Origin of the sequence: Rhodococcus sp. BP-261 (genome assembly GCF_019835205.1) — a bacterium.
GTDB lineage: Bacteria > Actinomycetota > Actinomycetes > Mycobacteriales > Mycobacteriaceae > Rhodococcoides > Rhodococcoides kyotonensis_B.
This window is the reverse complement of record NZ_JABUCO010000014.1, coordinates 86,337-112,471: the sequence shown is the minus strand read 5'-3', so window position 1 is coordinate 112,471 and position 26,135 is coordinate 86,337. Positions and strand designations below refer to the sequence as shown.

Here is a 26,135-nt window from a genome sequence, read left to right as displayed (position 1 = left end):
CCGATCAACGCCGCCGTGACAGTCCGACTCCGACGAGGCAGACGACTCCACCGAGGACAGCGAGGTAGTGCGGGACCTCGCCGAGGAGCGCCCAGGCCATGAGAATCGTCAGCGGCGGGACGGCGTACGTGGTGACGCCCAGTCGGCCGTGGTTCATGCGTGACAGCGCGAATGCCCACGTGCTGAACGCGAGTGCCGTCGGGACGAGGCCGAGGTAGATCAGTCCGCCGGTGGCGCCCGCCGATGCGTGGCTCAGGTCACCCAGAAGCGCGGGTGCGAACGGCAGAGTGCACAGCGCGCCGATCGCGCAGGCCATCCACGTCACCTGCAGGCCGGGAATCGTGCGGAGCACCGGCTTCTGGCTCAGTACACCGATCGCGTAGGTGACGGCCGAGACGAGGCACAGCGCGATGCCGAGGGCGTCGGCGTCGGTCCTGGTGGTGTCGGTCGTCGTGACGGCGGTGACGACGCCGACCATGACGGCACCACCGAACGCGACGGCGGCACCGATGACGAGCCATTTCGGAAAGCCCTCGCCGAGCAGCAGTCCGGCGAACAGGGCCACCAGGATCGGGCCGATCTGGATGAACATCGACGTCGTGCCCGCGTCGACCCGTTGCTCGGCGGCGTTCAGCGCAACGTTGTAGATCGCGAACCAGAACACTCCGACGCTGAGGATCTGCAGCCGCTGTGTTCTGCTCGGCCGCACCCATGTCCTCCGGACGAGCAGGACGAGTCCGAGCGCGACCGTGCCGATGAGCAGACGCCCGAGCGCGAGAGGTCCCGCGCCGAACGACGTTCCGACGCCGCGGATCGCGACGAACGCCGACGCCCACGACAGCACGGTGATCGTGACGGCGCCGAGAGCGAGGAGGTCGGGTTTCGGGCGGGTGTCGAGCTCGGTCATAAGGAGAAACAGTAGGCGACGCCGTCACCCGTGCGTGCGAATGTGTAGAGGGGTATACATTCCCACTCACGAGCGGCGAAGCCGCTCCGCCAACGCGTCGAGCACCGCCGGATCCTCGATGGTCGACGGCACCCCGTACTCCTCACCCGCGACGATCTGGCGCATCGTCTTGCGCAGAATCTTGCCGGACCGGGTCTTCGGCAGCGCCCCGACGACGGTGACGTCACGGAACGTGGCGAGTGCACCGATCTGATCGCGCACCATCGCGACCAGTTCGTCGCGCAGCTGGTCTTCCTCGATCGTCTCACCTGCTTTCAGTACGACGTATCCACTGGGGCGCTGGCCCTTCAGGTCGTCGTGGATGCCGATGACGGCGCATTCGGCCACGGCCGGGTGACTCGCGACGACGGCTTCCATCGAACCCGTCGACAGTCGATGTCCCGCAACGTTGATGACGTCGTCGCTACGGCCGAGCACGAACACGTACCCGTCGGCGTCGATGTATCCCGAGTCGCCGGTGAGGTAGAAGCCGGGGAAGGTGTCGAGATAGGAACGCTGGAACCGTGATTCGTCGTTCCACAGGCCCACCAACGTGCCGGGCGGCAGCGGCAGCTTCACGACGACGTTGCCTTCGGTGCCCGCCTCGACGGGAGTGCCCGTCGCGTCGAGAATCTCGACCTGGAAGCCGGGAACGGGGACGGTCGCCGAACCGGGTTTGATCGGAAGAGGTTCCAGCCCACGTAGATTGGCGCAGATGGCCCAGCCGGTCTCGGTCTGCCACCAATGGTCGACGACGGGACGATTCAGCGTGCGGCTGATCCACTCGTACGTATCGGGGTCGAGGCGCTCGCCGGCGACGAACAGCGTCTCGAGCGACGACACGTCGTACTTCTCGAGTTCCGACGCGTGCGGATCGACCTTGCGGATCGCGCGCAGAGCCGTCGGCGCCGTGAACAGCGCTCGCACACCGTGATCGGCGATGACGCGCCAGAACGCGCCCGCGTCGGGAGTTCCGACGGGTTTGCCCTCGTACAGAACCGTGGTCGCGCCGGCGAGCAGCGGGCCGTAGACGATGTACGAATGTCCGACGACCCATCCGACGTCCGACGCCGTCCACATCACCTGGCCTGCTCCGACGTCGTAGATGTGGCGCATCGACCACGTCAGTGCGACGGCGTGGCCCCCGTTGTCGCGCACGACGCCCTTCGGCTTACCCGTCGTTCCCGACGTGTACAGGATGTACAGCGGATCGGTGGATTGCACCGAAACCGGTTCGGCGGCAGACGCGTCGGCGATCTCGGTGTCCCAGTCGAGCCAGGCGTGGTCGGCGGGAATCTCGTCGCGTTTTTTGACGATGACCGTCGTCGGAGAGGACAGAGACAGGGCCTTCTCGACGATCGGAAGATATTCGACGGTACGTCCCGGCTCCAGACCGCCCGACGCGGTGACGATCAGCTTCGGCTTCGCGTCGTCGATACGCGCGGCGAGTTCCTTGGCAGCGAATCCACCGAACACGACCGAGTGCACGGCACCGATCCGCGCGCACGCCAGCATCGCGACGACGGCCTCGGGGATCATCGGAAGGTAGAGCACCACCCGATCGCCGCGAGTGACGCCGTGTTTCGCCAGAACACCCGCGAACGTGGCCACCGAGTCCAGTAACTCCGCGTACGTGTAGGAACGCTGGGTGCCGACCATCGCCGAGTCGTAGATCAACGCCGTCCGATCACCGTGACCGGCCTGGACGTGGCGGTCGAGCGCGTTGAAGCAGGTGTTCAGCCGACCGTCGGGGAACCAGCCCGCGCCGTCGTACGCCCTGCTCGGCGGCGCGTCCCACGTGACGCTCTCGGCCGCATCCAGCCAGAACCCTTCGCGATCGGTGATGCTGCTGTCGAAGCTCTTTCGGTACTCGCCGCTCATGAAAACCACACTAGTTGCGGATACGCGCAATTGAGTGCACATTGTCAGGCCGAACTGGCGGGATCCCGTCCACATGGCCCGATAATGTGCACTCAGTCGCGGGCTATCCACAGGACGAAAATTGCCCCTACCACCGGGGGTCTCCATAGGCGACGGTTGTTCGTCATGGGGGTATCGACAGCGGCACAGCTGATTGCGTCAGGGATGAGTCGAAGTGCGATTTCCCGACGCGTGAAGTCCGGGGAACTTATACGTCTGCTTCCGGAGATCTATGCGACCGAGAAGCCGGACTACATGGATCTGTGCCGGGCCGTCGCGTTGTGGAAGCCGAAGGCGGTGGTCAGCCACACGACCGCAGCGTGGCTCTGGGGGCTGATCGACTACGAACCGCAGCGCGTCGAAGTCACGATCGATCCGTCGGGCCGATCACGTGCCCCCGATTGGGTGCGTATCTATCGCCGGACGCTGCCCACCGTTGCGACCTACGGAGGATTTCGGATCGTCGCGATCGAGCAGGCATTCGTCGATGTCGCTGCGGTTCTCCCGAAGCCCGAACTGGAGAAGTTCTTCGACGCTGCGATCGGCGCACGGATTCCGTGGCGACGAGTCGCGGAGATCTGCGATATTTCTGCCGGCATGAAGGGCATGGCGGCTCTTCGAGAACAGCTTCGACGCTGCTGCCCTGGCACCCGCTCCGAACCGGAGCGAATCGTCGCGCGTGCCTTGACCGCCCGAAATTTTCGGATGGCGATCAACGCGAGGGTGGGTCCGTTCTACGGTGACCTCGTCGACTTCCGTGCCCGCGTCATCGTCGAGATCGACGGACGCGAGTTCCACAGCGATCCGGCGACATTCAACAACGATCGCCGACGGCAGAACGCTCTGGTCCTCGAAGGATGGTTGGTGCTGCGGTATTCGGCCGCGACGGTGCTTGCCGACCTCGACCGCGTCGTCGAGGAGATCATTACCGTGGTGCGGCGGCGTCGGAAGTCGATCAATTCGTCCAGTCGTACTCTCCCGCGCAACTGAGTGCACATTGTCGGGCCGAACTGGCGGGATCCCGCCCGAATCGCGTCAACACTGTGCAGCCAGTCGCGGCTGGTCCGTAAGGGTTTCGTCAAAACTCTGGTAACCGCGGCGAACCCGACGAACACTCGACGACGTGACCCTTTTCGAACAACTTCCCTCCCTCCGAGCCGCGTGCCCGTCCCGATTCGACATGGCGATCTGGCCGTCGGCGACGCATTTTCACCTGGGGCGCCTGATGGTCGACGGCGTGTGCGTCGAGGATCTCGCCGACTGCGACGGAACTCCGACACGGCTGGGTGGCGTCGTCGTCACGCGGGTGAGGTCGGTACTCGCCGGAACAGTGCGTGTCGACGCGGCCGCGTGCGACTGTGTCGCAGCCGAGGTCGCCAATCGACATTCGGTGGCAGGACGGGAGTTCTTCGCGTTCGGCGACGGCAAGGTCGCATTGCCGTCGGACGTTCGGGCCGGCGACCTGCTAGCTCTGATCCCGAACTCCGAGCCGCCGGTACCTTTCCATACGCAGCGAGACGCGGTCCGGCCCGCCGGTCGCGATCTCACGTAGCTCGCGGGCGATCGCACCGGCGACGCGTGTCGAGAACTCGACGGGTTCGTCTGCCGCGTCCGGGTTCTCGGGGACGATGGCGTCGACGATCCCGTCACGCAACAGGTCTACCGACCGAATGCCCTGTGCCTCCGCCATATCGGGGGCGTGGGCGGTGTCTCGGTGGACGATCGCACTGGCACCTTCGGGCGGCAGCGGCGCGAGCCACGCGTTCTGCGCACACAGCGTTCGGTCTGCAGGCAGCAGGGCGAGAGCGCCGCCTCCCGTCCCCTGTCCGAGCAGCACCGAGACGGTCGGTGTGTTCACGGTGACGAGATCGCTGATGCACCGCGCGATCTCGGGTGCGAGACCACCTTCCTCGGCCTCTTTCGACAGTGCGGCACCGAACGTGTCGATGACGAGTACCAGCGGAATGCCCAGTTCCTCGGCCAAGCGCATTCCCCGACGCGCTTCTCGGAGTGCGGCCGGCCCCATGGTTGCGGTGACGCTGTGACTGCTGCGGTCGTTGCCGAACACCACGCACGAGATTCCGCGGAACCTGCACAGCGACAACAGAATAGTGGTGTCCGATTCGCCCTGACCGGTGCCGCTCAACGGAACCTGTTCGGTCGCAGCGTGTTCCAACAGCTCCCGGACGCCCGGACGGTCTTCGCGTCGGGATGCCTCGACGGAATGCCACGCGGAGTGCTCCGGAATGTCGGCCGGGGCGGGTTCCAACTCGGCGGGAATCTCGGTCTCACCAGTGACGACGCGTAGGGCACGTACGAGCAGGTGGCGGAGGCTGTCGATCGGCACGACCCCGTCGATGACGCCGTGGTGGTACAGATTCTCGGCGGTCTGGACGCCGTCGGGAAATGGCTTGTCGTACAACGCCTGATACACGCGGGGTCCGAGAAAACCGATCAGTGCGCCGGGCTCCGCGAACGTGACGTGCGCCAGCGATCCCCAGGACGCGAACACTCCACCGGTCGTCGGGTTGCGGAGGTACACGAGGTACGGCAGTCCGGCCGTCTTGTGTACGGTGACGGCGCCTGCGATCTTCACCATCTGGACGAACGCGAGCGTCCCTTCCTGCATACGCGTTCCGCCCGACGTGGGAGACGCGATCAACGGCAGTCCCTCGGCCGTCGCCCGTTCGATGGCGGTGACGATCCGTTCCGCGGCGGCCACGCCGATGGATCCGGCGAGAAAGGCGAATTCGCAGGCGACGACGGCCACCGGTCTGCCGTCGATCATGCCGCGTCCGGTCAGAACCGACTCGTCGACGCCGCTCTTCTCCCGCGCCCTGTCGAGGTCCGCCGCGTAGGCCGGGCCGGGGGAGACGTCGAGCGGCGGGGAATCCCACGACACGAACGATCCGCCGTCGAGAATGGCATCGAGAATCTCGGCGGCGGACGTTCGCGTGCTCATGGAACTGGAGCTTAGCGGGCGAATGCTTCCTTCCACGTGACGGTCTTGCCGATCCGCAGGATCGAGCGCTGGTAGATCTTCGCGGCGACGACGGCCAGGGCTGCGGTGGTGGCAGCCATGATGAGCACCGTGCCGACGACCTGATAGACCGGCGCCACACCGGCCGCGATGCGCAGCGGCATCATGACGGCGGAGAACGGGGGAATCCAGCTCAGGACGTTGCTGAGCGTGCTCTCGGGATCTCCGACGGAGTAGAACGCGGAGAAGAACATTGCCATGATCAGCAGGAGCAACGGCATGGTCGTCGAGTTGACGTCCTCCTGCCGCGAGACCATCGAACCGCCTGCCGCGTACAGCACCGCGAAGAACGCGAAACCGAGGACGAACCAGCCCAGGGTGCTGGCGAAGACCGTGATGGCCGTTCCGGTGACGGTGAGAGTGCCGGTGGCGAGTCCCGCTCCGACACCCGCTGCCCCGTACAACGCGAGTTGCAGAATGCCGACCGCGCCGATCCCGATGATCTTGCCCCACAACAACTGCAGCGGCCGAACCGTCGACAGCAGCAGTTCGACGACACGCGACGACTTCTCCTCGACGACGCCCATCGCGACGTACATCCCGAATCCGATGATCTGCGCGTACAGCACGAACACCGCGGCGAGTGACAGCGCAACACGTTGTCCCGCTTCGGGATCCGGAGGATCGATCGCCTCGACCGTCACGGTTGCCTGCGACGCGGCCGCTGCCAATGCGTTCTGGTCGACGCCTTGCGCGGCGAGAGCGGTGTCGGTCGCCTGCGTCTGCACGCTTCCTTCGACGACGGCGCGGAGAGTTCCCTCGAGCTCCGAGTCGGTGATCGCCGTGTACGCGCCTGCGCTACCCGGTACGAGAGCGACTGCGACATCACCGGATTCGACGTCGGCGCGCGCGGTGTCGGCGTCGGAGATTTCGCGAACCTCGACCGGGCTGCCGACGGCGGTGCCGGTCTGCTCCAGGATGGACGCGATCGAAGAATCGCCGACGACGCCGACGACGTCACGTTCCTCGTCGTCACCCCCGGAGAAGATCGAGTAGGCGATGATGCCGCCGATGATGACGGCGAGAATGATGACGTTGCTGATGACGAAGCTCTTCTTCATCACCTGAACGGTGAACTCGCGCTTGGCGATCAATCCGATGGCGCGACTCGAACTCATCTGTTGACTCATGCCACTGCCTCTCGGAACAGGTCGCTCAACGACGGTTTGCGGAAGGAGAATTCGTGCACGGGTCCGGTGGCCAGCGCTGCGCGGAGGATGGCTTGGTCGTCGGCGCCGCTCTTGACGCTCAGGATGGTGCGCCCGTCGGAATGACCGATCGGCGTGACGCCTGCGATGGCGTCGGCCCAGCCTTCCTGGGCGCCCGGCGCGTGTACGAGAAGTTGTGCGTCACCCGCCCCGCGAAGCTCGTCGACGGTGCCGACGGCCTTCATCGAACCGCCGGAGATGATGCCGACCCGATCGCACAGCCGCTGCACGAGATCCAACTGATGACTCGAGAAGATCACGGGCACACCGGACGACGCCTTCTCTCGCAGCACGTCGCTCATGACGTCGACGGCGACGGGATCGAGGCCCGAGAACGGTTCGTCCAGAACGAGTACCGCGGGGTCGTGCACGAGTGCGGCGGCGAGTTGAACGCGCTGTTGGTTGCCGAGACTGAGCGCGTCGACCGTGTCGTTCAATCGCTCGGCGATGCCGAGTCGTTCGGTCCATCGCGCGACCGCGGCCTTCGCGTCGGCCGACGACAGTCCGTGCAATTCGGCCAGATACGCCAGCTGCGGCCCGACCTTCATTTTCGGGTAGAGCCCGCGTTCCTCCGGCATGTAGCCGATGGTTCGGCGGACGTCGAGGTCGACGGGATTGCCGCCCAGGAGAACTCGTCCGGAGTCGGCCGACAGCACGCCGAGGACGATGCGCATCGTGGTGGTCTTGCCCGCTCCGTTGCTGCCGACGAAGCCGAAGAGCTCGCCCGGCCGAACGTCGAAGGTCAGGGAATCCAGGGCGATCTTGTCGCCGTACCTTTTCGAGATGTCGTCGATCGTGAGGGTGCTCATGGGGCCTCTTTCAGAGATCTTCGGGATCGGGGTCGGGGGTTATCCAGGCAAGAATTATTGCGGGAGAACAGATTCCGGTCAGGAGGGCAACCAGGGTCCAGAGGCCGCCTGCGTAGGCGAGGCGGTCGTTGTCGAGGGTGGTGGACAGGAAGACGAGCGCGATGACGGCGGTGAGAACAGTACCTTGGGTGACCGTCAGGCCGATGGAGCGAGCTTCGTTGCGCTGCTCCACTTCCCACTCGTCGAGTGCTCCCACGGGTGCGTCGCTGTGGCGGCCCGACACGGTCTGCAGGATCGTCCACAGGACGAGGAACGCTGCGGTGGCCGGGAGCCACGCAAGGGGCGCCCACTTCCAGAACAGGGTGGAGATCGACAGAACGAGAAGAACGAACAGGGTGGCCAGAACGGCGACGGCCAGAACGCGTCGGCGATGCTGTGTGCGCCAACCCGGCAACCAGTGGCGCGTCTTGGCGTCGTTCTCCAGGAAGCGCCGCGTTCGATAGGTCTGGTAGCGGCTGAGGATGTTCGTGTCCGGGGTACTCATGGTTCCCTTCTGAACAGTTCGGCGGAGAGTGGTCCGAGCTCCGTGCGCGAGAAGACGGCCTCGATGGGGAGGTCGAAGACGTCGCAGATGCGCATGGCCAGGTCCAGGCTCGGGTAGTGGTCACCTCGTTCGAGCGCCCCCACGGTCTGTGGGTTGACGTCGACGAGTTCGGCCAGTTGCGCGCGGCTCATCTTGCGTTCGGCTCGCAGAACTCCCACCCGGTTGTAAATCGGGAGCGTGGTCGCACGCTTGGGGCTCATAGAACGAAGTGTTGTATAAACCCAACGATCTGTCAACCGTTGACGACGCTCCAACGCATCGATGGACCGCGGCAATCGTCTATCGGATGCCACGGTCCATCGATGCCGACGGGAGAGTCACACCTCCGTCAACCGGCCGCCGTCCATGACCCACCGTCGCGTCGCGCGGACGGTGTCGAGCATGCGGCGGTCGTGCGTGACCAGCAGCAACGTGCCCTCGAAGTTCTCCATCGCCCGTTCGAGTTGCTCGATCGCGGGCAGGTCGAGGTGATTGGTCGGCTCGTCCAGCACGAGCAAATTCACGCCACGCGCTTGCAACAGGGCCAAGGCCGCGCGAGTGCGCTCACCCGGGGACAGAGAATCGGCGGCCCGCAGCGCGTCGTCGCCCCGCAGGCCGAATTTCGCGAGCAACGTACGTACATCGGCGTCGGGCCAGTCGGGAACCGCGGCACTCAATGACTCGGCCACCGTCGCCGCTCCGGTGAACAACCCTCGCGCCTGGTCGATTTCACCGACCGCGACGCCGGAGCCCAGCGACGCGGTCCCCTCGTCGGGCACCAGTTTGCCGAGGAGTACCGACAACAACGTGGTCTTTCCCGAACCGTTCGCGCCGGTGATCAGCACACGGTCACCGAATTCGATCTGCGTCGTGACGGGTCCGAACGTGAAGCCCGGCCGACGCACGACTGCCCCACCGAGCACCGAAACGACGGTGCCGCTGCGGGGTGCCGCGGCGATTTCCATCCGCAGTTCCCACTCCTTGCGGGGCTCCTCGACGACCTCGAGCCGTTCGATACGGCGTTGTGTCTGACGCGCTTTCGCGGCCTGTTTCTCGGTGGATTCCGCGCGTGTCTTGCGGCTGATCTTGTCGTTGTCCGTTGCTTTGCGACGCGCATTCCGGACGCCGGATTCCATCCAGTTCCGCTGCATCTGCGCGCGGGACTCCAACGATGCCTTCGTGTCGGCGTAGTCGTCGTACTTCTCCCGTGCATGCTGTCGCGCGATTTCCCGTTCGGCGAGGTAGGACTCGTAGCTGCCGTCGTACACGTCGATGCGGCGCTGACCCCGATCCAACTCGACGATGCCGGTGACCGTCCGCGCGAGGAATTCACGATCGTGACTGACGACGACGATTGCCGCTCGCGTTTCCACGACGAACCGTTCCAACTGCTCGAGCCCCGCCAGATCGAGATCGTTGGTCGGCTCGTCGAGCAGAAGAATGTCGTACCGGGCGAGCAGAATGGCGGCGAGCCCTGCCCGCGCGGCCTGACCACCGGACAACGACGTCATCAGAGCAGAACCGTCGACCGCGAGACCGAGGTCGGCAAGCACCTTTTCGGTCCGTTCGGCCAGGTCGGCGCCACCCAGCGCCAGCCACTTCTCCAGCGCGGGCGTGTAGAGGTCCTCGTCCGAGCCCGAACCGAGCGCCTCGGCCGCGTCGTTCATCGTCTGTTCGGCGGCCGTGACTCCGGTGCGGCGACCGATGAACTGGACGACGGTTTCTCCTGCCCGACGGTCCGGCTCCTGCGCGAGATATCCGACGGTGGCGTCGGGCGGGCTCGTGTATATCTCACCCTCGAACTCGGCTGTTCCGACGCCCGCGAGCAGCGTCAACAACGTCGACTTACCTGCACCGTTCGCGCCGACGAGGCCGATGACGTCGCCCTCGGTGACCGTGAGGTCGAGCCCGGCGAACAGGGTGCGGTCGCCGTGGAAGGCAGAAAGATCGTCGATCCGGAGCGTTGCAGTCACACCCGCCATTATCGCGTGCAGGGAACAGAGAAACCCCCTCGGGAGTTGGCATTCGTATGACGTTTTCACCGAAGACCAGTTCTGTTCCGACGATCGTGCTGAACGACGGGCATGCGATTCCCCAGCTCGGCTTCGGCGTGTGGCAGGTTCCCGACGACGGCGCATACGACGCGGTCGCGGAAGCACTGAAGGTCGGCTACCGCAGCATCGACACCGCGAAGGTGTACGAGAACGAAGCCGGCACCGGCAAGGCGATCGCGGAATCCGGCATCGCACGCGACGAGCTGTTCGTCACGACCAAGTTGTGGAACGACGATCAGGGCTACGACTCCACGCTGACCGCCTTCGATGCCAGCATGGACCGTCTGGGACTCGACTACCTGGACCTGTACCTCATTCACTGGCAGCAGCTCGACCGTGACAAGTACATCGACACGTTCAAGGCGTTCCAGAAGCTGAAGGCCGACGGTCGGATCGGATCCATCGGCGTCTCCAACTTCACCATCCCGACGCTCGAGAAACTGATCGACGCGGTCGGCGAGGTTCCGGCCGTCAACCAGATCGAGCTGCACCCGCGGTTCAATCAGGAAGAGCTGCGCGCGTTCCACACGTCGAAGGGCATCGCGACCGAGGCGTGGAGCCCGCTCGGTTCCGGCACGATTCTGGACGACCCGGCGTTCGCGACCATTGCCGACGCGCATGGCGTCACCCCGGCCCAGGTCATCCTGCGGTGGCACATTCAGCTCGGCAACGTGGTGATTCCGAAGTCGGTGACGCCGGCGCGCATCGCGAGCAACTTCGACGTCTTCGGTTTCGAGCTGTCGAGCGACGAGATTCAGCAGATCAACGCGCTGGACACCCCGGACGGCCGCACCGGCCCTGATCCGGACGTGTTCGCGGCATAGCCACCCGTGCGTGCATAGTTGGGCAGGAGTCCAACTATGCACGCACAGGTGCGGAGCGCCTATCCTTTCCGGCATGGCTCCACTGTCGGGGAAGACGATCGCGCTGACCGCCGAACGGCGGGCGGACGAGTTCGCCGCGCTGCTCGAACGCCGCGGCGCACGGACCGTGCACGTCCCCGCGATTCACGTTCTCCCTCTTCTCGACGACTCGGATCTCCGTGAGAAGACCGCCGACTTCATCGAACGCCCTCCCGAACTGACGGTCATCAGTACCGGTATCGGATTCCGCGGCTGGCTCGACGCGGCCGAAGGCTGGGACAACCGTGAGGAACTCCTGGCGGCCCTCGGGTCCACGCGCATCATCGCGCGAGGCCCCAAGGCGCGCGGCGCCATTCGCGGCGCCGGTCTCCGCGAGATCTGGTCGCCGACGACCGAGGCATCCCAGGAAGTCGCCGATCATCTCGCAGCGGAAGGCGTTGCGGGCATGGACGTCGCTGTCCAGTTGCACGGCACCATCACCGAGTGGGAGCCGACGATCCACCTCAGCGAGGCTCTGGGCAGACTCGGCGCCGACGTCCGCGCTATCCCCGTCTATCGCTGGATTCGGCCGGTCGATCAGCAGCCGCTGATCGACCTTCTGGCCGAGATCCTGAACCACGATGTCGACGCCGTCACCTTCACCAGCGCCCCGGCCGTCGCATCGATGTTGTCGACGGCCAAGGACAACGGACTTCTCGACGAATTCCTCACTGCGCTACGGGGTCCCGTCGTCGCGATCTGCGTCGGACCGGTCACCTCGGCGCCGTTGGACGCTCTCGATGTTCCGACGCGTATGCCGGAGCGGGCTCGGTTGGGTGCTCTTGCGAAGTATGTGGTCGAGCAGCTGGGTGCGGGACCGCAGCCTGCGGAGTGACCCGGGTTCGCGGACTCATAGGCGTCCACCAATTCCATTGTCCGAGAAGCGTCATCGTCGCCGGGACGAGCACCATGCGTACCACGGTGGCGTCGAGGAACACCGCCGTCGCGAGTCCGACGCCCATCATCTTGACCGTCACGTCGGCGTCCATCGCGAAGCCGAGGAACACCGCGACCATGATCGCTGCCGCGCTGGTGATGACGCGTCCGGTCGAGGCGACGCCGTCGACGACCGAGGAATGAGCGTCTCCGGAGCGCAGCCACAGTTCACGGACGCGCGAGAGCAGAAAGACCTCGTAGTCCATCGAGAGTCCGAACAGAATCGTGAACATCAGAATCGGTACCCAGCTCGACACCGGTACTGCGTGCGGAAGCCCCAACAGTTCTGTGCCCCAGCCCCATTGGAAGATTGCGACCATGACGCCGTATGCCGCGGCCACCGACAGTAGATTCATCGCCGCGGCTTTCAGTGATACGACGATCGAACGGAACACCGCGGTCAGCAACACGACCGACAGAGCCACGACGAACGCGACGACGAGCCAGATCCGGTCGGCGAGTTTGTCGGTGATGTCCGCGAAGATCGGGGTCACACCGGTGACGACGACGCCGTCGCCTGCGACGTCGGAGCGTAGCCGGTCGAGCAATTCGGTGGTCGCTTCGTCGGCGGGTCCCGTCGTCGGCTCGATCACGACGATCGCCGTGTCTCCCACTGCGTTGACCATCGGCGGCATCACCGTGGCGATTCCCGGCTCGTCGGCCAATCGCATTGTCAGGGAGTCGATGTCGACCGTTGTCAGATCGACGGCCAGCGTGAACGGCCCGTTGGCGCCTGGACCGTATTCGGCGTCGATCAGGTCGTAGGCCACTCGGGTCGTGTTGGACGTCGGCTGCGTTCCTGCGTTCTGCGGCCACAGTCGCATGTCGAGCACGGGTGCGGCCAGAATAGCCATCAGTACCAGTGCCGATACTGCCCACGCCACCGGTCTGCGACACACCATGCGTGCCCACCGCTCGGTTCGGGACGCGCCGACCATGGTCCGCATTTTTCTCCCCAGAACGCGCGGGCCGGCAAGCGCGCACAGCGCAGGCACCAGAGTGACCGACGTCAGCATCACGGCGCCGACGACGGCCAGCGTCGCATACCCCATCGACGCGTAGACGGGCACGCCGGCGAGGCGCAGGCCGAGCAGGCACAGCAGAACCGTCGTACCGGCGAACACGACGGAGACGCCTGCCGTCGAATTGGCTTGTGCTGCAGACTCCGTCCGGGAGAGGCCCGATCGAAGACCGTCGGCGAAACGGGTGACGAGCAGCAACGCGTAATCGATGCCGACGCCGATGCCGACCATCGTCGCGATCGTCGGGGCCATGGGACCGATCTCGGTGACGGCCGACAGCAACGCGATGATTCCCGTTCCGATCCCGACTCCGACGATCGCCACCGCGATCGGAAGCCCCGCCGCGACGACCGATCCGAACGCCACCAACAGAATGGCCAGCGCGACGACGATGCCGACTGCTTCGGCGACGCCACTCGGAGCGCTGATGTTCTCGGCCACCTGCCCGCCGAGTTCGACCTGCACGCCCTCGCGTTCGAGCGGTGCCGTCGCCGTCCGCAGTGCATCGATGCCCTCGGTTCCGGCGAAGTCGGTCACCGGAACGGAGTACTGGACGGCGATCAGCGCGGTGTCGCCGTCCGAGGACATCCGCGGGGGCGCTACCGTTCCGACGCCGTCGAGATCGCGGAGCCGACTGCCGAGGCCGGCCAGATCGGCCTGGTCGAGACCGTCGGGATCGTGGACGACGACGCGGGCGTCGGTTCCTGCCATGTCCGGAAACCGTTCGGCCAGCAGGTCGCTGCCCGCGACGGATTCGAGTCCGTCGACGTGGTAGTCGTCCTGCATCTGGCCGCCGAACGCGCCTGCAGCGGCGAGCGTGTACACCAGCAGTACGACCCAGACCGTGATCGTTCGCCAAGGGTGTGCGGCGCACAGTGCGCCGAGTCTTCCGAGCAGAGTGCTCATGATGGTGCTCCTTCGGGTGTGGTGTGCACACACTGGCCGGAGCGACTTGGAGGGTTCTTGCAGCTTTCTGAAACGGTGTCAGAAGAACGCGCTCAGCGCGGGCCCGACGTCGCGGTACGTGCGGACCGTGCGGATCCGTCCGTGCCCGAGGCGCGCCAGATCGCGTCCCAGATCGAGGTCGTTCTCACCGGACGTGTCGAGTAGGACGTCGAGACGCGGGATCGACGCGGCGATGTACCGCGGGTCGGGTCCGGCGTTGTGGACGCAGTCGGACAGCAGCACGACACGCGCATCACGCGACGACGTCCCGCGCAGCAGTCCGGCCGCGGTGTCGAGGGCGAACTGAACGTTGGTGAGTCCCTGAGCCGGAATACGCAGAATCGTGTCGAGAATGCCGAGCGGCGTCATCGGATCGCCGAAGCGCGTGAGGACCGCGGCGTCGGACCAGAATGCGACGACCGCCAGATTGTCCTGGTTCAGCTCGCCCGCCAACGCGCCGACGGTCGCCGCGGCCGTCCTGACCCGCTCACCCTTCATCGATCCGGAGATGTCGACGACGAGCACGATCGAGCGCTTGGTGTGCAGACGCTCCCGCACGACGATGTCGTCGTCCTCCGGCAGCGGATTCGCCGCCAGGATGTCGAGGGTGCGATCCATGTCGATCTCGTCGGACCCGCCGCGGTAGCGCAACGACGTCAGATCGCCGATGCCGCGCCGAGCCCGCGCGTCGCGGCGTGGCCGTCGCACCGCCAGACGGGCGGCGATCTTACGGGCCCGAGCACGGGTGGCCGCGTCGGCCGACGACTCCTCCTCGGTTGCGTCGCGCAGCGGAATCACCTCCGCCGTCTCGTCGGTGAAACCGGGTGCCGACGGGTTGTTCTCGCCCGTCGCCTTACCTGCCCGGCTGCGGCCGTCGACGACGAGGACGGCGCCGCTGACGCCGGGCTTGAACAACGACGGGGATTCGTCGAGTTGTTTCGGCTTGCGGCGCAGTGGTTTCAGCGTTCCGGGCGTCGTCCTGCTCCCGGGCCTGCGCACCGGGGAATCGGCCGCGACGGCTCTTCAACCAGGCGCGGCCGCAGCAGGATTCAGGACGAAGTGGTCTTCCCAGAGTCGACGCAGGATCGTCTCCGGTGTCGCATCGGCGGTTTCGTCGACGTGGATTCGGCCGGACAGGGCCACGAGGACGGCGTCGAGCATCAGCGCCTGGTAGTCCTGCGGCAGGTCGCGCGGTGGCGCGATATCGGCGACGACGGGTATCGCGACCGATCGAAGATCGGCCAGCTGCCCAGCGACGAGCGTCAGGTCGATCGCCCCGCGGACACTGCTGCCCTGCGTGATGTCGTCCTGTTCTCGGGTCGCGCGGGTGATCGCGACGGCGTCGGCAATCAGTCGTGGCGAGTCGGATTCCGTTCGGAGTGCGACGATTCCACGTTCCGCTTCGGCGTCCTGATAGTCGATCGCGAGTCGGCAGAGGCGGTCGTGCACGCTCGTGGACAGGCGCGTCGTTCCGACGTTGTCGTACGGATTCATCGACGCGATGACGCGGAACGTGGGCAACGCATGCACCGTCCCGACGCGCGGGATCGTGATGCGACGCTCGGCCATCGCCGTCAGAAGAGTGTTCAGCGTGTCCTCGGGCGCCCGGTTGAACTCCTCGACGTACAGGAATCCGCCGGAGCGCATTGCCTCGACGAGGGGACCTGGTACGAAGTTGTCCTCGCTGTAATCCTCCCGCAGAACGCGAGCGGGGTTGTGGTGTCCGACGATTCGCGCAGGCGTCAAGTCTGCATTGCCCTCGACGAAGAGCAGCGGAATGCCCCACTCGGCGGTGATCGCACCGAGAAGCGTGCTCTTGCTGGTGCCGGGCGGACCTTCGATGAGCATGTCCCGCCCGGCCGCCACTGCGGCGAGCACCAGATCCAGTTCGTAATCACGACCGACGAGATTCGCCGCGATACGGCGGCGAATCTCGGCGATCGACATCAGCGACGTCATTTGATCGTGTACCCGGCGTCCACGGGAAGTGTTGTGCCGGTGATGTATCGAGCCTCGTCGGACACCAGGAACGCGATGGCGTTGGAGATGTCGATCGGCTCGACCCACGGAATCGGCAACGTGTTCGTCGTCGCGAAGATCGGTTCTGCCTTCTCGCGGGTCGGATTCGGATCGTCGGGTGCGAACAATCCCCACGTCTTGCGGTTCTGGATCATCACCGTGTCGACGCCGGTCGGGTGCACGGTGTTGACACGAATGCTGTGCTGCCCGAATTCGTTCGCGAGTGTGCGCATGATGCCCACGACGCCGTGCTTGGTGGCGGTGTAGTGCACGGTGTTCGGTGTGCCCTTGAGACCCGCGGTCGACGATGTCAGCACGATCGACCCTCCGCGGCCGCCGGCGATGAGATGAGGGAGTGCAACCCTGCACGTGTTCCAGACTCCGGTGAGGTTGACGTCGATCATGTTCCGCCAGGCGTCGTCGGTGATGTCGAGAGCGGGCGCGATCTCGAACACGCCCGCGTTGCCGAGGACGATGTCGAGGCGGCCGAGTTCGGCAACCCCGTCGTCGACGGCTTTCTTCAACGCGACGCTGTCCCGCACATCGGCTTTCGTCGCGACGATCCGACGGTCCAGTGCCTCGACCTGCTTCACGGTGTCTTCGAGATCCGATTCCGTTGCAGCCGGGTACATCTCGATGGTGTCGACGGGGCCGCACAGGTCGACGGCGATGATGTCGGCGCCTTCCTGGGCGAGTCTGAGGGCGTGGCTGCGGCCCTGGCTGCGCGCTGCCCCAGTGATGAAGGCGACCTTGCCTTCGAGTTTGCCGGTCATTTGATCACCGATCCTGCATCGACGGGAAGTTGGACGCCGGTGATGTACCGGCCCTCGTCGGAGACGAGAAATGCAATGGCGTTGGAGATGTCGACAGGTTCGACCCACTCGATCGGCAGTGCGTTCAGCGTCTTGAACGCCTCGGCCGCGTCGTCCTTCTGCGGATTCGGGTTGTCGGGGAGAAACGTCTTGTACGTCTGTTCGTTGTGAATCATATCGGTGTTCACCGACGTCGGATGCACCGAGTTGACCCGAATGTTGTACGGCGCGAACTCGTTTGCGAAGGTCTTCACCAGGCCGACGACGCCGTGCTTCGCGGCGACGTAGTGCGCGAGGTTGCCCAGGCCCTTGATGCCCGCCGTCGACGACGTCAGCACGATCGCGCCTCCGCGTCCGCCGGCCTTCAAGTGTGGCAACGCCGCGCGGACCGTCTTGAACACGCCGGTGAGATTGATGTCGATCATGTCGTCCCACATCTCGTCGGTCAGTTCGTCGACCGGCGCGAAGCTGGCAATGCCGGCGTTGGCGAGGACGATGTCGAGTCGGCCGAGCTCTGCGACGCCGTCGTCGACGGCCTTCTTCAGTGCCGCGGTGTCGCGGACGTCGGCTTTCGTGGCGACGATGCGACGATCGAGCGCTTCGACTTCCTTGACCGTCTGTGCAAGATCCTCCTCGGTGGCGAGCGGGAACCCGACGGTTCCGACCTGCTCGCAGAGGTCGATCGCGATAATGTCGGCGCCCTCCTGGGCGAGTCTGACGGCGTGGCTGCGGCCTTGTCCGCGGGCGGCGCCGGTGATGAACGCTACTTTCCCGTCGAGCTTTCCCATGGTCGAACTTCCTTGTTCGGTTGGTGAAAACAGTACGAGCGCAAAACGATTGGCCCACCGGGGCGCTGTGCGTTTCGCGGCAGGATGTCCGAATTGGAGGACATGAGAAGAAACGTATCTGACACCGAGTGCAGAAGTGGGCGATTTGGTCGAAATTTCTATCTGGTACTCAGGGTGTCAAGTAAGTAGGTGTCGTTCGCACCCTTTGCGAGCGCGCACCTTCCAGCGTGCGCGCAGGTTGCAACGTGCGCAGCTGCTGAAACCTGCGCGGAGCGGAACTGGTGGGCGGCCACTTCCCCTGCCGCGCACCTTCCAGCGTGCGCGCAGGTTGCAACGTGCGCAGCTGCTGAAAACCTGCGCGGAGCGGGGTGGGGTGGGCGGCCACTTTCCCTGCCGCGCACCTTGCAGTGTGCGCGCAGGTTGCAACGTGCGCAGCTGCTGAAACCTGCGCGGAACGGGTGGCTCGGACCCGCCAGAATCAGCTCAAGGTCTCCAGTAACTCCGATACCGCTGCTCTGCCCGCGCGGTTCGCGCCGATCGTGCTCGCCGACGGCCCGTAGCCGAGCAGATGCACGCGGTGATCCTTCGCGACGCGGGTGGCGAGCCGCCCGTCCATGACGATTCCGCCGCCGTGACCACGCAACCTCAGCGGCGCCAAATGGTCGAGCGCACTGCGGAATCCGGTGGCCCACAGTATGACGTCGGCGCGCACGAAGGATCCGTCGTCCCACCGGACGCCGTCGGGCTCGACCGAAGTGAACATCGGCCGCCGCACCAGAACTCCGCGATCGCGCGCTGCCTTCAACCTGTCGGTCAGCAGCAGACCCGTCACCGAGACGACCGAGCCGGGCGGCAGGCCTGCGCGCACGCGTTCCTCGACCATCGCCACGGCCGCGCGTCCGGCTTCGGGGCCGAAGTCGCTGTCACGAAACTCGGGTTCCCGACGCGTCACCCACGTGGTCGAGGTGACCAGTGAGATCTCGTCGAGCAGTTGCACCGCCGAGATTCCGCCGCCGACGACGATGACGTGTTTGCCGGCGAACTCGTCGGCGGTCCTGTAGTCCCTGGTGTGCAGCTGTCGTCCGCGGAAGGTCTCGGCGCCGCGGTAGCGGGGGATGAACGGCTTCTCCCAGGTGCCGGTCGCGTTGATCAGGCCGCGCGCCGACAGTACGACGTCCCCGGCCTCGACGCGGAAGCGCGGTTCGCGGTCGCAGACGACCGTGACGGTGACGGGCCGTCGTACCTGCAGGTCGAACTTCTCTTCGTAGATCCGGTAGTACCGGGGCACCGCTTCGGCGGCGACGACGCCGTCGGGGGCCTCACCGGTCAGCGTGTCCGCGAATTCCATGCCGGGGAGGTCGTGGACGCGATTGACCGTGCTCAGCGTCAACGACGGCCAGCGGTACTGCCATGCGCCGCCGGGTTCGGGGGATCGATCGAGCACGACGAACCCGTCGCCGGGCGCCAGCCCCGCCCGACGCAGGTGATATCCCGCAGAAAGGCCGGCCTGCCCGGCGCCGATGACGGCCACGTCTGTCTCGATCACGGTTCCCAGTAGATCAGCCCGTCGAGCGCAGTCGTTCGTACCCATGAGTAACGTCTGCACTCATGATCGGACAGACACGGGACGGCGCTGTCGTCACCCTCGAACTTCAGCGTCCCGAGCGGCGCAATGCACTGAACACCGAGCTGTGCACGGCCTTGCGGGCCGGCATCGAGGACGCGGTCGCGACGGATGCGCGGGTCGTCGTCCTCACCGGGCAGGGGTCCAGCTTCTGTGCGGGCGCCGACCTCAGCGGTGACGATTTCGCCGCGGACTTCCCGCGAGCACTGGAGCTGCTGCTCCGGTCGGTCGACGGCGCACCGATCCCGATCGTCGCGGCCGTCAACGGACCGGCCGTCGGCGCGGGCACTCAGTTGGCGATAGCCAGCGACCTCCGCGTCGTCGCGGACGGTGCGTACTTCGAGATCCCGTCGACACGCCTCGGTATCGCCGTCAACAACTGGACGATCAAGCGACTCGCCTCACTGGCCGGGTCGAGTGCCGCGCGCACGATCCTCATGGGAGGGGAGCGGCTCGACGCCGAGCGTGCCTTCTACAGCGGTTTGGCGAACAAGCGTGGCGACCTTGCCGACGCTCAGGAGTGGGCTGCGTCGATCACCGAGCTCGCCCCGCTCGCCCTTCGCCACCTCAAGCTGGTCTTCAACGACGACGGAACGCACGAGGAGGCCACCCAGGAGCAGCTCGAAGCGTTCGGGGCGGCGTGGACGAGCGAGGACATGAAGGAAGCGCGACGCGCACGCAAGGAGAAGCGCGCTCCGAAATTCCTGGGCCGATGAACGTCCGGCGTGGGAAGTAGTAGGCTCCTCATTACCGTTAGTTGAAAGTTGCCAAATCCGTTCTGTCCCTTTGGCTTAACTCTGCACCGCTGTTTACGCGACGGCCTTGCCGTGGATGCGTTCGGGTCATGTGCAGGTCCCCGTTCTCCCCGTACGTTTGCGCCGCACCCGACCGGGTGCGTACGTACTTTCACCGGGAGACGGGGAACATGAGAATCGGTAAATTCGCAGCCACGTCGGCATTGGTCGTCGCGGCCATGACGACCGCAATGGGAACGTCCTACGCGGACCCGGCTCCGGCTCCGGCGCCGGTCGGGTGGAACGTCACGCAGAGCGGCAACCAGGTCATCGTCGACACGTCTGCCGGAAGTCTCAGCAACGAAGACGATCACCTGGTCGTCCGCGACGCCAGCGGCGCCTTGGTCGACTCCGTGCCGCTGTCCCTCGCCGTCGACGGCTTCGCTCACCCCGTCGCCGCGGACATCGACGGCAATCACGCCGTTCTGACGGCCGACGTCACCCCTGCCGCTGCCACCCCCGTGTCGACGCAGCTTCCCGGTCTGCAATAGGTCGACCTGCCTGCCGCCGTCGCAGGCGTCAAGGACAATCTGAGTCTGACGGCTTCCGTCGGTGGATTCCTCGGTGCCGCAACGGGTCTCGTCGGCGGATGCCTCCTCGGTGCCGTCGCCGCCGGCGTCGACTCCGCACCGGCGGCGCTGTTGTTCGGCGCAGGTCCGATCGCCGGATGCATCGGTGGTGCACTGCTGCTCGGCTCCACGGCGTCGCTCGCCGGAACCGCTGTCGGTGGCCTCGGTGCCGTCGCCGCCAATGCCCAGCAGTTCATCACCCTGCTGAACGCGCCGCCTGCCAAGAAGTAGCCAGCGATCGCCGCTACGTCTTGCTCTGACCGAGTCCGGGAGAGCAGGATGTAGCGGTGAGTGGGGGCGAACACGAGGATCCGCGGCTCCAATACGAGGGCAAGGGCGGCGAGCGGCACGAGGTGACACTGTCGCCGGATCGCAGCCGCCTCACCGTCGGTAGATCACCACACGCCGACATCGCGTTTCCCGAGGATCACGAGGTATCGCGTCTGCACGCGGCCATCGAATGGATGGGCACGCACTGGACCGTCGTCGACGACGGTCTTTCCCGCAACGGCACGTTCGTCAACGGAGACCGATTGACGGGCCGACGCAGTCTGCGTCAGGGCGACACCATCCGCATCGGCAGCTCGTTGCTCACGTTCCACGACTTCTCCGGACTCGGCGACGAGGCGACGCGTATTGCCGCCGAGATGCCGAACACCCGCTCGCTCACCGACACTCAACGGTCGGTCCTCGTCGCACTGTGCCGGCCGTACAAGCACAACGCGACGTTCGCCAACCCGTCGTCGAACCAGCAGATCGCGACCGAGATCTTTCTCAGCGTCGACGCCGTCAAAACGCACCTGCGAGTGTTGTTCGCGAAGTTCGGCGTCGAGGACCTTCCGCAGAATCAGAAGCGCGTGCGACTCGCCGAACGCGCGCTGCAGAGCGGCGTCATCTCACAGCGCGATCTCTAGCGTCCTGGTATCGGCGATCGCGCGCTCGACGAGCGTCGCCACCGCGTCGGCAACCTCGCGTGCACGTTCGAGGACGACCATGTGGCCGGCCTTCTCGACGGTGACCAGGCGCGCTGCCGGGAGGTGGCGCGAGATCGCCTCCGAATGCCGCATCGGGGTCATGACGTCGTCGGACCCGCAGAGCACGAACGTCGGGACGACTGCCAGAGCGGCGATGGACTTCGACTCGTCGAAATCGTGCAGCGACTTCAGGAACGCGGCCATCGTGACGACGGACGTGTCGTTCAGCATCGCGGTGGCCACCGCGACGACCCGTGGGCTGACGCGCCGGGACCCGCAGCCTGCCGCCCGGACGATCGGGGCGCAGATTCCCCTGCTGAGACGCTTGGAACGGCCCATGACCGACGGTGCGTGACGCACCGCGGACTGGAACATCGACACCAGCGGATGGGCCAGATACGCCCCGAGACCGTCCTCCGCCAGGCCCGATGCAGCGGTGGCGACGAGGCCGACGCCGACCAGCCGATCACCGAGTTCGCCAAGTTGCTGACGCGCGTACGCCATGGCCGTCATGCCGCCCATCGAATGTCCGACGACCACGTAACGGCCCGTCGGAACCGTGGTTCTGACGACGGCGGCGAGATCACGGCCGAGTTGTTCGATCGTGTACGTGGATGCGTCGGCGCTGCCGGACGCGCCGTGGCCGCGGTGGTCGTAGGAGACCATGTGGATGTCGTCGCCCCACGTCGCGGCGAGCTCGTCCTGAACGTCGGCCCACGATTCCTTGGCGAGACAGTGACCGTGCACGAAGACCACCGTCATCGGTGCATTCGGATCGCCCGATTCGCGGACGGCAAGGGCTGTGCCGTCGTCCGCGACCACTGTGCTCCGTCCCTGCGTCCGCTGCCTCATGGGTCCTCCGATGTCCGGTGGTGTGTACGGGGTTTCGCCTGTACCGCTGAATGCGTTACGTCCCACTACTGTCGTCGACCTGCACGCGTCGTCGAACCCTCCCGACGACTGACGAAAGATCACCCCCGGGGTGCACTTGTTCACCCTGGGGTGGGTAGTGACCAAACCGGAATCGCCGCAGTATCGAATCATCGACAGGGGAGTTCGGCAGGGAGGACGTGAGCGATGACCGTGGTAGACATCGTGGACACACTCGAGGCGCGCGTGCCGCAGGCAGTGGCCGGTGACAAGGACGCACTGGGAGACGTGATCGCTCTGGTGCGGCCACACCTCGAGCGTTACTGCACAACGCGTTCCGGCAACCTCGACGTGTCCGCGGACGACGTGGTGCAGGAAGTCTGTCTGGCGCTCGTGACGGCGGTGCCGACGTATCGTGATTACGGCAAACCGTTCATGGCCTTCGTCTACGGCATCGCATCGCACAAACTGGCCGACGCGGGCCGCAAAACCGCTCTGCGACGGGCATATTCACTCGAACTCGTGACCGACGAACCGAGTACCGACGACGGTCCGGAACAGCACGCGCTGAATTCCGAATTGCACAGCGATGCCACAGCGTTGATGAACACACTTGCCCCGAAACTGCGCAAGATCGTTCTGATGCGCGTCGTGTGGGGACTGACGGCTCCCGAAACCGGTCGGGCGCTCGGAATGAGCGCCGGCGCGGTGCGGGTCGCCCAGCATCGGGCGATGAATCAACTCCGCGCGGAACTGGCGATGAGCGCCTAGCCCGTGCGCGCGAATGTACAGCCGGCTGTACATTCGCACGCACGAGGCGCGTCAGCGGCCTTCGAACCTCGGCTCCCGCCGGTCCAGCATCGCGTTCACCGCTTCGGAGTGGTCCGACGTCGTGTGCGCGATCGCCTGATACGCCGCGGACAGTTCCAGCAGCGACTCGAGGCTCTGGTGCTGACCTTCGCGCAGGAGTTTCTTCGTCATCCGCAACACCTGCGGCGGGTTGACGGCCACACGTGCCGCCAGCGCGTGCGCCGCGGGGAGCAAGTCGTCGGGGTCGACCACCTGCGACACCATGCCCCACTCGAGCGCCGTCGACGCGTCGATCGCCTCACCGGTGAACGCCATCTCGCTCGCCCGAGCCATGCCGACGGCCCGTGGCAGCAGCCATGCACCGCCGTCGCCGGGAATGATGCCGACCTTGACGAAGCTCTCCGCGAACTTCGCCGTCGTCGACGCGATACGCAGATCGCACATCAGCGCCAGGTCGCACCCCGCCCCGACGGCCGGACCGTTGACGGCGGCGATGGTCGGAATCTCGCAGTGGTACAACGCTTTCGGAATGCGCTGGATGCCGTGACGGTAGCCCTGCCGCAGTTCGGCCGGGCTGCCGCCGAACATTCCTTCCTTGTCCCGCATGTGCTTGACGTTGCCTCCGGACGAGAACGCGGACCCGGCGCCGGTCAGAATCGCCACTCGCACACTGGGGTCGCGGTTCACGTCCCGAACGGCGTCCTCGAGCGCGTCGATCGTCTCGATCTCCGAGATCGGGTTCCGCGCTTCGGGATAGTTCAAGGTCCATACGACGACGTCGTCGCTGCGTTCGATCAGTACCGGGTCCGTCACGTCCAAGGCCTCCATTCGATGGTCGGTGCCTACAGTGCAACACGCTCCGGCTCGGCGACCGAGCTTGCTCGCACGATCGACGCGCGTGTCGCGGCCGTCGTCGTGCGGTGCCCGACGGCCATGAACACGCCACCCAGCGCGACCCACGCGATCAGCACCCACCACGCCTGAGCGGTCGATGCCTCGGGAAAGTAGGACAGCGTCCGCATCAGGGTCGACCCGGCGCCCGGCGGCAAGAACTGTCCGATGGCACCCCACGGCGCCGGCAGGAACTGGGCGGGTTGCGTCGCCCCGGCGATCTGATTTCCGACGAACATCATCAGTACCGCGACGACGCCGATGCCCGCCGGCCCGATGATCGACGTCAGACCGACGATCGGGGCACTGACGGCCAGAACCGCGAGGGCTGCCGCGGCCACGTCGAGAAGCACGGGTCCGTGAAGAATGCCGAACCAACCCTGGGTGATGGCCACGACGACAACACCTGCCCCGACGCCGTAGACCGCGGTGGCGAGGAGCCGTCGCCACACGCCCCTGGTGGTCATCGAGATGACGACACCGCCGATGATGCCGCCGATTACCAGCGGGAACGCCATTGCCGACAGGCCGGCGCCTCGCGCGTCGGTCGACGCCAGCGGCACGACGTCGGTGACCTGAGCATTCATCGCCGACGCAACCCCGGTGAGCATCTGACCGACGACCGCGCCGTTGGCGGAGGCCGTCAGAACCTCCGGGGTCGGGCCGAGAACGACTGCGCCGTACACGTCGCGCGATTCGATCCGCTGCACGGCGTCGTCACGGCTCGCCGCCGTCGTGACGTCGAACTGCTCCGACAACCGGCTGGTCACAGCGGGTGAGTCGCCGACGACAGCGACAGGAATCTCGTGGACCTTCGACGTGACGGACGGCCACAGGAAGGCGAGGACGACGACGGCCAGGGCTGCCGTGCCTGCGAGTGCGACGGCGACGGCGCGTGGCCAGGTGGTGAGCTTCATGGTTCGACTCCTAAATAAAACGAATAATCGTTCTTTTATGCTGAGACGCCGAGGGCCAGTTGTCAAGAACGAGCATTCGTTTTTAATATGGCCGGGTGCCCAAAGTGAGCGAGGACCACCGCGTCGAGCGTCGACGTCAGATCATCGATGCGGCGATGACGTGCTTCGCGCGATCGGGGTTCGAGGGCACATCGATGGCCGACATCATCTCCGAATCAGGGCTGTCGGCCGGCGCGATCTACAGCTACTTCAAGAACAAGCAGGAGCTGATCCTGCAGGTGACGCGTGACGTCCTGAGGAGCCGGTCCGAGGACCTCGACGGGCTGGAGAAGCAGGATCCGTTGCCTCCGCCGCAGGCTGTCATCCGCATGTTCCTGGCGGGGATGACGCGCGACATCGGGAACCCGAGCATCCTGGTGCAGATCTGGGCGGCGGCGGCAGCAGAGCCGCGCGAGACGTCGACGGTGATTCCGGTCGTGGTGGAACTGCGAGGGCTGTACGAGCGCTATCTGCGAGTCTGGTTCGCGCAGAAGGGTTTCGAGGACTCCGACGATCGTGCACGGGCGGTCGCGCCCCTCGTCGTCGGGCTGTGTCAGGGGTACATCCTGCAGTCGGCGCTGCTACCCGACTTCGACGGCGAGCACTATCTGGCCGCGTTGGACGAGCTCGGGTTCGCCTAGCACGTGAGTGGGAATGTAGAGC

At 65.8% G+C, this 26,135-nt stretch carries 24 protein-coding genes and 2 pseudogenes; 9 read left to right on the top strand and 17 right to left on the bottom strand.

Translation table 11 applies throughout. The annotated features are described in order from the left end of the window. Positions 1–4 precede the first annotated feature (4 nt). Both HQ354_RS16415 and HQ354_RS16410 read right to left on the bottom strand, forming a co-directional pair. Positions 5–907, bottom strand: coding sequence for a DMT family transporter (locus HQ354_RS16415; protein ID WP_222634678.1), 903 nt, complete (start codon positions 905–907; stop codon positions 5–7). Between the two features lie 66 nt (positions 908–973). Beyond that, positions 974–2,827, bottom strand: a complete 1,854-nt coding sequence (locus tag HQ354_RS16410; protein WP_222634677.1) for a propionyl-CoA synthetase — start codon at positions 2,825–2,827, stop codon at positions 974–976. Positions 2,828–2,992: 165 nt separating this feature from the next. On the opposite strand from HQ354_RS16410, the gene HQ354_RS16405 reads away from it, so the two are divergent. Together HQ354_RS16405 and HQ354_RS16400 are read left to right on the top strand one after the other, a co-directional pair. Next, positions 2,993–3,856 (top strand): DUF559 domain-containing protein, encoded by an 864-nt coding sequence (locus HQ354_RS16405; protein WP_222634676.1) that lies wholly within the window; start codon positions 2,993–2,995, stop codon positions 3,854–3,856. A 133-nt stretch (positions 3,857–3,989) separates the two neighbouring features. Continuing rightward, the gene (locus HQ354_RS16400; protein WP_157105282.1) at positions 3,990–4,418 is read left to right on the top strand and encodes a hypothetical protein; all 429 of its coding nucleotides are present in this window, start codon (positions 3,990–3,992) and stop codon (positions 4,416–4,418) included. Here HQ354_RS16400 and HQ354_RS16395 read toward each other — a convergent pair. The 6 genes from HQ354_RS16395 to HQ354_RS16370 form a co-directional block, all read right to left on the bottom strand. Further along, entirely contained in the window at positions 4,332–5,828 is a 1,497-nt protein-coding gene (locus HQ354_RS16395; protein ID WP_068424668.1) for a carboxyl transferase domain-containing protein, read from the bottom strand. The two genes, HQ354_RS16400 and HQ354_RS16395, sit on opposite strands and share 87 nt — an antisense overlap. Positions 5,829–5,839: 11 nt before the next feature. Beyond that, a complete protein-coding gene (locus tag HQ354_RS16390; RefSeq protein ID WP_222634675.1) occupies positions 5,840–7,036 on the bottom strand; it encodes an ABC transporter permease in 1,197 nt (398 codons plus the stop codon). After that, positions 7,033–7,923, bottom strand: coding sequence for an ABC transporter ATP-binding protein (locus tag HQ354_RS16385; RefSeq protein ID WP_222634674.1), 891 nt, complete (start codon positions 7,921–7,923; stop codon positions 7,033–7,035). The genes HQ354_RS16390 and HQ354_RS16385 overlap by 4 nt, the downstream gene beginning before the upstream one ends. Positions 7,924–7,933: 10 nt before the next feature. After that, a complete protein-coding gene (locus HQ354_RS16380; protein ID WP_068424660.1) occupies positions 7,934–8,467 on the bottom strand; it encodes a hypothetical protein in 534 nt (177 codons plus the stop codon). Next, positions 8,464–8,727 carry a helix-turn-helix transcriptional regulator gene (locus HQ354_RS16375; protein WP_068424653.1) on the bottom strand — a complete coding sequence of 88 codons (264 nt, stop codon included), beginning with the start codon at positions 8,725–8,727 and terminating at the stop codon, positions 8,464–8,466. Before HQ354_RS16375 ends, HQ354_RS16380 begins: the two co-directional genes overlap by 4 nt. Positions 8,728–8,844: 117 nt before the next feature. Further along, positions 8,845–10,479 carry an ABC-F family ATP-binding cassette domain-containing protein gene (locus HQ354_RS16370; protein WP_222634673.1) on the bottom strand — a complete coding sequence of 545 codons (1,635 nt, stop codon included), beginning with the start codon at positions 10,477–10,479 and terminating at the stop codon, positions 8,845–8,847. Positions 10,480–10,535: 56 nt separating this feature from the next. On the opposite strand from HQ354_RS16370, the gene HQ354_RS16365 reads away from it, so the two are divergent. Both HQ354_RS16365 and HQ354_RS25605 read left to right on the top strand, forming a co-directional pair. Next, positions 10,536–11,384 carry an aldo/keto reductase gene (locus HQ354_RS16365; RefSeq protein WP_068424652.1) on the top strand — a complete coding sequence of 283 codons (849 nt, stop codon included), beginning with the start codon at positions 10,536–10,538 and terminating at the stop codon, positions 11,382–11,384. A 73-nt stretch (positions 11,385–11,457) separates the two neighbouring features. After that, on the top strand, positions 11,458–12,297 hold the full coding sequence (locus tag HQ354_RS25605) for a uroporphyrinogen-III synthase (RefSeq protein WP_261768841.1): 840 nt from the start codon (positions 11,458–11,460) through the stop codon (positions 12,295–12,297). A 28-nt stretch (positions 12,298–12,325) separates the two neighbouring features. Here the strand turns inward: HQ354_RS25605 and HQ354_RS16360 are convergent. From HQ354_RS16360 to HQ354_RS16335, 6 genes and pseudogenes are all read right to left on the bottom strand, one after another. Next, positions 12,326–14,206, bottom strand: a pseudogene (locus tag HQ354_RS16360) (MMPL family transporter); the annotation flags it as partial. A 198-nt stretch (positions 14,207–14,404) separates the two neighbouring features. Beyond that, complete coding sequence (locus HQ354_RS16355) at positions 14,405–15,319, bottom strand: VWA domain-containing protein (RefSeq protein WP_222634689.1); 915 nt, start codon at positions 15,317–15,319, stop codon at positions 14,405–14,407. A 69-nt stretch (positions 15,320–15,388) separates the two neighbouring features. Continuing rightward, positions 15,389–16,324 (bottom strand): MoxR family ATPase, encoded by a 936-nt coding sequence (locus tag HQ354_RS16350; RefSeq protein WP_222634671.1) that lies wholly within the window; start codon positions 16,322–16,324, stop codon positions 15,389–15,391. Beyond that, on the bottom strand, positions 16,321–17,157 hold the full coding sequence (locus tag HQ354_RS16345; protein ID WP_222634670.1) for a mycofactocin-coupled SDR family oxidoreductase: 837 nt from the start codon (positions 17,155–17,157) through the stop codon (positions 16,321–16,323). Before HQ354_RS16345 ends, HQ354_RS16350 begins: the two co-directional genes overlap by 4 nt. Further along, positions 17,154–17,984, bottom strand: a complete 831-nt coding sequence (locus HQ354_RS16340; protein WP_068424640.1) for a mycofactocin-coupled SDR family oxidoreductase — start codon at positions 17,982–17,984, stop codon at positions 17,154–17,156. Before HQ354_RS16340 ends, HQ354_RS16345 begins: the two co-directional genes overlap by 4 nt. A 478-nt stretch (positions 17,985–18,462) precedes the next feature. After that, positions 18,463–19,575: an NAD(P)-binding domain-containing protein gene (locus HQ354_RS16335; RefSeq protein ID WP_222634669.1), complete on the bottom strand. Its 1,113-nt coding sequence runs from the start codon at positions 19,573–19,575 to the stop codon at positions 18,463–18,465. Between the two features lie 17 nt (positions 19,576–19,592). Between HQ354_RS16335 and HQ354_RS16330 the strand changes: the two genes are divergently transcribed. The 3 genes and pseudogenes from HQ354_RS16330 to HQ354_RS16320 all read left to right on the top strand — a co-directional run bounded on the left by HQ354_RS16330 (position 19,593) and on the right by HQ354_RS16320 (position 21,885). Continuing rightward, complete coding sequence (locus HQ354_RS16330; protein WP_068424634.1) at positions 19,593–20,324, top strand: enoyl-CoA hydratase; 732 nt, start codon at positions 19,593–19,595, stop codon at positions 20,322–20,324. 209 nt (positions 20,325–20,533) lie between these two features. Beyond that, positions 20,534–21,202: pseudogene (locus HQ354_RS16325) on the top strand (hypothetical protein). A gap of 56 nt (positions 21,203–21,258) precedes the next feature. Further along, positions 21,259–21,885, top strand: a complete 627-nt coding sequence (locus HQ354_RS16320) for an FHA domain-containing protein (protein WP_068424629.1) — start codon at positions 21,259–21,261, stop codon at positions 21,883–21,885. Here HQ354_RS16320 and HQ354_RS16315 read toward each other — a convergent pair. Then, the gene (locus tag HQ354_RS16315; protein ID WP_114330315.1) at positions 21,868–22,797 is read right to left on the bottom strand and encodes an alpha/beta fold hydrolase; all 930 of its coding nucleotides are present in this window, start codon (positions 22,795–22,797) and stop codon (positions 21,868–21,870) included. The genes HQ354_RS16320 and HQ354_RS16315 overlap by 18 nt on opposite strands. A gap of 225 nt (positions 22,798–23,022) precedes the next feature. Here HQ354_RS16315 and shbA point away from each other — a divergent pair, with 225 nt between their 5' ends. Further along, positions 23,023–23,586: an RNA polymerase sigma factor ShbA gene (shbA, locus tag HQ354_RS16310; protein ID WP_068424626.1), complete on the top strand. Its 564-nt coding sequence runs from the start codon at positions 23,023–23,025 to the stop codon at positions 23,584–23,586. 51 nt (positions 23,587–23,637) lie between these two features. Here the strand turns inward: shbA and HQ354_RS16305 are convergent, their stop codons facing one another. Then, positions 23,638–24,438 (bottom strand): crotonase/enoyl-CoA hydratase family protein, encoded by an 801-nt coding sequence (locus tag HQ354_RS16305; RefSeq protein WP_068424623.1) that lies wholly within the window; start codon positions 24,436–24,438, stop codon positions 23,638–23,640. Positions 24,439–24,467: 29 nt separating this feature from the next. Then, positions 24,468–25,433, bottom strand: coding sequence for a hypothetical protein (locus tag HQ354_RS16300; RefSeq protein WP_068424620.1), 966 nt, complete (start codon positions 25,431–25,433; stop codon positions 24,468–24,470). 95 nt (positions 25,434–25,528) lie between these two features. Between HQ354_RS16300 and HQ354_RS16295 the strand changes: the two genes are divergently transcribed. Then, a complete protein-coding gene (locus tag HQ354_RS16295) occupies positions 25,529–26,113 on the top strand; it encodes a TetR/AcrR family transcriptional regulator (protein WP_068424618.1) in 585 nt (194 codons plus the stop codon). Positions 26,114–26,135: the final 22 nt, after the last annotated feature.